7 protein-coding genes are annotated in these 4,919 nt (G+C 38.1%); 6 read left to right on the forward strand and 1 reads right to left on the reverse strand.

Going from position 1 to position 4,919, the window contains the following annotated elements; all coding sequences use genetic code 11:
- A partial coding sequence (locus MUN34_RS15730) for a plasmid recombination protein (RefSeq protein WP_247858262.1) occupies positions 1–1,168 on the forward strand: 1,168 nt, incomplete at its 5' end.
- Positions 1,169–1,400: 232 nt separating this feature from the next.
- Here MUN34_RS15730 and MUN34_RS15735 read toward each other — a convergent pair.
- A complete protein-coding gene (locus tag MUN34_RS15735; protein ID WP_247858263.1) occupies positions 1,401–1,595 on the reverse strand; it encodes a hypothetical protein in 195 nt (64 codons plus the stop codon).
- Positions 1,596–1,924: 329 nt separating this feature from the next.
- Here MUN34_RS15735 and MUN34_RS15740 point away from each other — a divergent pair, with 329 nt between their 5' ends.
- The 5 genes from MUN34_RS15740 to mobV all read left to right on the forward strand — a co-directional run.
- Positions 1,925–2,953 carry a protein rep gene (locus MUN34_RS15740; protein WP_282104427.1) on the forward strand — a complete coding sequence of 343 codons (1,029 nt, stop codon included), beginning with the start codon at positions 1,925–1,927 and terminating at the stop codon, positions 2,951–2,953.
- Positions 2,950–3,528, forward strand: coding sequence for a hypothetical protein (locus MUN34_RS15745; RefSeq protein ID WP_247858266.1), 579 nt, complete (start codon positions 2,950–2,952; stop codon positions 3,526–3,528). The genes MUN34_RS15740 and MUN34_RS15745 overlap by 4 nt, the downstream gene beginning before the upstream one ends.
- The gene (locus MUN34_RS15750; RefSeq protein ID WP_247858268.1) at positions 3,488–3,907 is read left to right on the forward strand and encodes a hypothetical protein; all 420 of its coding nucleotides are present in this window, start codon (positions 3,488–3,490) and stop codon (positions 3,905–3,907) included. The genes MUN34_RS15745 and MUN34_RS15750 overlap by 41 nt, the downstream gene beginning before the upstream one ends.
- A gap of 35 nt (positions 3,908–3,942) precedes the next feature.
- Entirely contained in the window at positions 3,943–4,248 is a 306-nt protein-coding gene (locus tag MUN34_RS15755; protein ID WP_247858270.1) for a hypothetical protein, read from the forward strand.
- A gap of 263 nt (positions 4,249–4,511) precedes the next feature.
- Positions 4,512–4,919 (forward strand): MobV family relaxase (gene mobV / locus MUN34_RS15760; protein ID WP_247858272.1); only part of this gene is annotated, 408 nt, incomplete at its 3' end.

Consider the following 4,919-nt stretch of genomic DNA (forward strand, 5'->3'; position numbering starts at 1 on the left):
GAACGAACAAATGCAGGATTACTTCAAAACGTGCCATGATTATTTCGCTGATCGGTTCGGAAAAGAGAATGTCTTGAGTGCCAAAGTCCACCTTGATGAAACGACTCCTCATATGCACCTTCACTTCATGCCAATCGATAAAGAAACAGGACGATTACAAGCCAGGACGACAATGAATAAGGCAGCATTGAATCAAATCCATGACGAGATTCCGGAACGATTACGAGAAAAAGGATTCGATGTGGTACGTGGATCGGGAGAGAAAACCAAACAGAAACTTGATATTCATGAGTACAAGGCAAAATTGGATTTGGAGAAAGAAAAAGTAGAGTTAGAGAAGCAGACATCAAAGTTAAGCCAACGGTTGAATGAGTTGGAAGAAGAACATACTATTCTGCATCGAGAAGTCTATTACAGGAGAACAGAAAAGAGTATCAAGTTACAGCAAATCGAAAAAGGATTCGAAGAAAAAGTCGAAGCTGCCAAAACAGAAGCGAATCAAAAAATCAGTATGATTCAAGAAGAAGTGACGAAGTTCGAGTACGATATGAGCCAAAATCAAGAACGGCTCATCATGGATACACAGGATATGAACGGACTCTTGGATGCCACGAAGAAAGACCTCGAGGAACATCAAAAACAACTTAACGAGCGAATCGATTCGCTCAAAGAGTTGGATTTCGACGAGTCCGTCAACCTCGATCTAAAGCCGAATCTGTTGAACAAAGTGTCGATGTCGAATGATACATTCTTGGAATTGAAGAAACGGGCGGAAGTCGCGGAAAGGATGCAACGAGCATTGCGGATCTCGGAGCAACGAGTTCAGACGCTGGAGAAGAGTAACAGGGAAAAAGATAAGGAACTGGGTGATATGTTTAAGTTGCAGATCGAGAACGGTTATTTGCAGAAGCAAAATCAATTTTTATCGGCACTTGTCGAGAAGATTCGAAAAGTGTTGGAGAAGGTGACGGATAAGGGTGTTCTTATACTAGGTAAGGAGCGTGCAAACGAAATGATGGGGTTCGCTAAATATCAAGTGGGTCGTTCCTTGAAGATGGAAAAAGAAGCGGAGCCAATCAACGAGCATGAAGCAGTAGGGAGAGATAAAGCGATTCAAAAGATAAATGACAGGTTGCAACGAGAGAAAGGCTCTGAAATGGAGCGCTAGAAGGCCGTATAAGCGTTTTTAAGCGTATATGGGTGTCAATGTAACGGAAGAACGAATATAACCCCTCAGAATCGCTCACAGAGCGTTCTAGAGGGGTTATATTCGTTCTGAGTATAAGAATTGACCACCCAAAAAAAAGAACCCTTTTTGCTGTTCTCACGTTCCATACGTGAGAACCTGCCTACCGGCGAGGGAGCCCCTCGGGATCGAGGGGTTGGGGAGTCGATCTTTTTTAGTACTCTGAAATCTTAACAATTTGATTAACCATAATGATTTCTGTTCCGGTTTGACCTGTTGCGTTGTCTTGCATCGGGAATGTTATATAACCATTACCTTCAAATTCTTGAATCAGGTTCAAAATTGATTCACTAGTATCATGTTGTGCTACAAATTCTTCTCCAGAAGATAAGTGTAATGTCACTGCCATATTTATCACCACCTTACTTACAATTTTATACAAATTGTAAGGGTTTGAGGGGATTATTTTTTGAGTCTTTTCTTATCTTGATAATAAGGGTAACTATTTATGCACAAAAAAAGGGGCGAGCAAGTGAATGAATCCCTTGCGCCCCAACGGCTTTCGACCGAAAAAACTTGCGTTTCCTTGTATACTCGTTTAGCATTTAAGTTACCACACAAAAATCCAACAGAGAAAGGAGACAAGTTTCTTTGATCTATGCTGTTAATTTACCCTTTTATGGTGTCCGTAAACTGTCCATAAATTGATGCTACACATGGATTATAGACAATGTGACTATGAAAAAACAAGACCCTATTGCACTTATGAAGCCTAAAAAATTAGAAAATCTACGTATATATGAACTAGCAAAGGATCATCTTTCCGAAAAAATGCAGGAATTGTACAAAGAGTGTGGGACGTTCAACTTGTATATTTCGACATTGGATAAGGAGAAGAAGAAGATGGTTGGAGGGAATCACTGTAAGAATCGATTTTGTCCGATTTGCGCATGGCGTAAAGCTAGGAAAGATGCGATGGCGCTATCTGTAGTGATGGAAGCCATGCATGAAGAACATGATGTGAAATATTTGTTCCTGACTTTGACGACACCAAACGTTAGAGCGAATGAAGTAAAATCGGAGATCGAGACCATGAACAAGGCGTTTCATAAGCTGTTTATGCGTAGAAATGTGAAGAAAGTAATTCAAGGATACGCTCGAAAATTAGAGATGACGTATGACGGAAACCCTTTGATTACGACTCCGTTATTTGAGAAAAAGCGGGCATATTATGAAAAACTAGGATTGAAAGTTGGAGATGAAAATCCAACTTATGATACATATAATCCTCATCTTCATGTCATTCTTGCAGTGAACAAATCGTACTTTAATGATTCGCGAAATTACATCAAGCGTGATGAATGGTTAGACATGTGGCGAAAGGTCACTGGTGATTACACGATCACGCAAGTTCACATCGAACGGATTAAGGAAAAGCAGACCGGAAATGCTGTGGCCGAGATTGCGAAATACTCTGCAAAAAGTAACGATATGGGCGTCAGTCCAGAAGTGTTTGAGACCTTCTACAATTCTTTGAAGGGGAAGCAAGTCATTGCTTACAGTGGTTTATTTAAAGAGTATATGTTGAAGTACAAATCGAACGAATTGGAACAATACATGGAGAAAGATAAGAACGAATATTTCTTTAAAATCATGGCGAATTGGCGTACTGATCAATCTGATTTCATGCTTGATTATATTGCCTTAACTGAACTCGAAAAAAAGAAATATAACAATCGAAATGTAGACGAATTTGACATTGATTGATTATTTATTTTTACGAAAGGAGGCTGTTTCTGATTGATACGGTATTAAAGCATTGGCGTGCCTTAGGTTTTTTATTTACGTTTGTTCCTACAGTTGCCTCGTCTTTAGATGACGTAGCGAAGTACGGTATTGTAGGTGTTTATTCTTCAATCGCTTACGGTCAATTTGTATATTCAGAACGAAAGAAAGAGAAAGAAAAGAGCAAAGAAATCGAAGCTGAAAAAGAAACTGTAAAAATTGAATCTAAGAAGCAAGAAGATACAATTGAGAGTTTGCAAAAGGAACTTAAATCCTATGAAGAAAGCTTAGCTGAAATTAAGATTATAAATCAGATGTACCATGCAAGTTACGTTAGTTATAGAAACTTTGTTTTGGTTGAATTTTGTGCTGAGAATGAAACTCTTAAGGGATTTACAGCCGAATTTCAAATGAATCATGGTAAAAAAGAAAGACTATCTAAAGAACTTGATCTTTTAAAAAAAATGTCAGAAACAAAAAATTATCTATATACGAAAGAAAAGGAGTTGATTGAAAATGTCGAAAGAGACATACCACGTCGCGGCGATTTTAGATAGTTTTCATATAATAATAGACGCTGGATACAACTACAATTTAAGTGTTGGAACAAAGATTGAAATATTTGTAGAAGGTGACGAAATACTCAATCCTATTTCAGGTGAATCTTTAGGTCATATTAATCTTGTTAAAGAGACATTAGAAGTTGTACAGGTAGATCAAAAATACTCTATCTGTCAAAAAATCATAGAAGAAGAAAGAACAGTTCCTAATCCACTTAGTAGTATTAGTAGCCTTACATTTGGAAATCGTACAGTAACTGATCGAAAAATTGTTCAAATGAAAGTTGATGAAACTAATATGTTAGAATCTACGATTAAATTACCTTCAGAACGAAAAAAAATATTTATCGGAGATAAAGCTCGTATTCCATACTAATTAAAAAAATAAAATACATTTAAAGGTGGGATAATGTGTCGGAATTTATGGTCAATAAAGCAGGGGCAAAGATTTATTCTGATGTATCGAAACACAAAGAGCTGCAAATCGAAAATACCGTTAAGTACAATGTTTTATCTCTCGGTATTGTCGGATCGCAAAGAATTGCGGTCGCCACTATTGAAGAAAAAGATGGAACGGCTTCTGCTTATCGACTACCTCATCAATTAGATGATTGGGTTCAATTATCTATGATGATGTCTGCCCAAGGTCTTAATGCTTTTCCTTCTGAAGTAGAATTCGGAAAGATTGACGGTAGAATCTATGCCGAAATTCTTTAAGTCATTAAAATGATTTTTTCGCTCTCGATTTAGTGACCTTTAGGGAATGAATCGAAAGCGAATTATTTTTAGGAGTGTCGATCCTGATAAGGATTGATGCTCCTTTTCTCGTGTTCAAACACGAGAAACAGCATTTGTTTTTACCTCGTAGAGACCGCCTCTTGCTTCGCAAGAGTATAGCGGGCTATACTCTTATCAAATCAACGTCGACAAATTCCCCTCTCGCTTCTCTCGGTCTTTGTCTTTATAAGGAGGAAAACCCTATGTCGATCGAATTTGCTTGGAACACTCAAAAGAACCAAATGTCCGACATCAAAGGCAAAGAAAGAGAACAAGAACGAGAAGGACAAATTAAAAATGACATGATTGATCTTGACCGTACCCACCTCAATTATGATTTGGTGGTAAGTGAATTAAACCTCTATCAACGAGCAAAAGAACGGGTCGATCAACTCAAGTCTGAAAACAAACGGGTCCAAAAAAATTCAGTCATTACCTACTCGAACATCATCACGATTCCGGAGTCAGCAGCAAAGAAAATGTCGAACGAACAAATGCAGGATTACTTCAAAACGTGCCATGATTATTTCGCTGATCGGTTCGGAAAAGAGAATGTCTTGAGTGCCAAAGTCCACCTTGATGAAACGACTCCTCATATGCACCTTCACTTC

It is taken from the genome of Exiguobacterium sp. 17-1 (assembly GCF_023096305.1).
GTDB classification, from domain to species: domain Bacteria; phylum Bacillota; class Bacilli; order Exiguobacteriales; family Exiguobacteriaceae; genus Exiguobacterium_A; species Exiguobacterium_A sibiricum_A.

Coding starts and splice junctions, on each gene's coding strand:
- MUN34_RS15735 (WP_247858263.1), bottom strand. CDS start 1,595: ATGGCAGTGACATTACACTTATCTTCTGGAGAAGAATTTGTAGCACAA.
- MUN34_RS15740 (WP_282104427.1), top strand. CDS start 1,925: ATGAAAAAACAAGACCCTATTGCACTTATGAAGCCTAAAAAATTAGAA.
- MUN34_RS15750 (WP_247858268.1), top strand. CDS start 3,488: ATGTCGAAAGAGACATACCACGTCGCGGCGATTTTAGATAGTTTTCAT.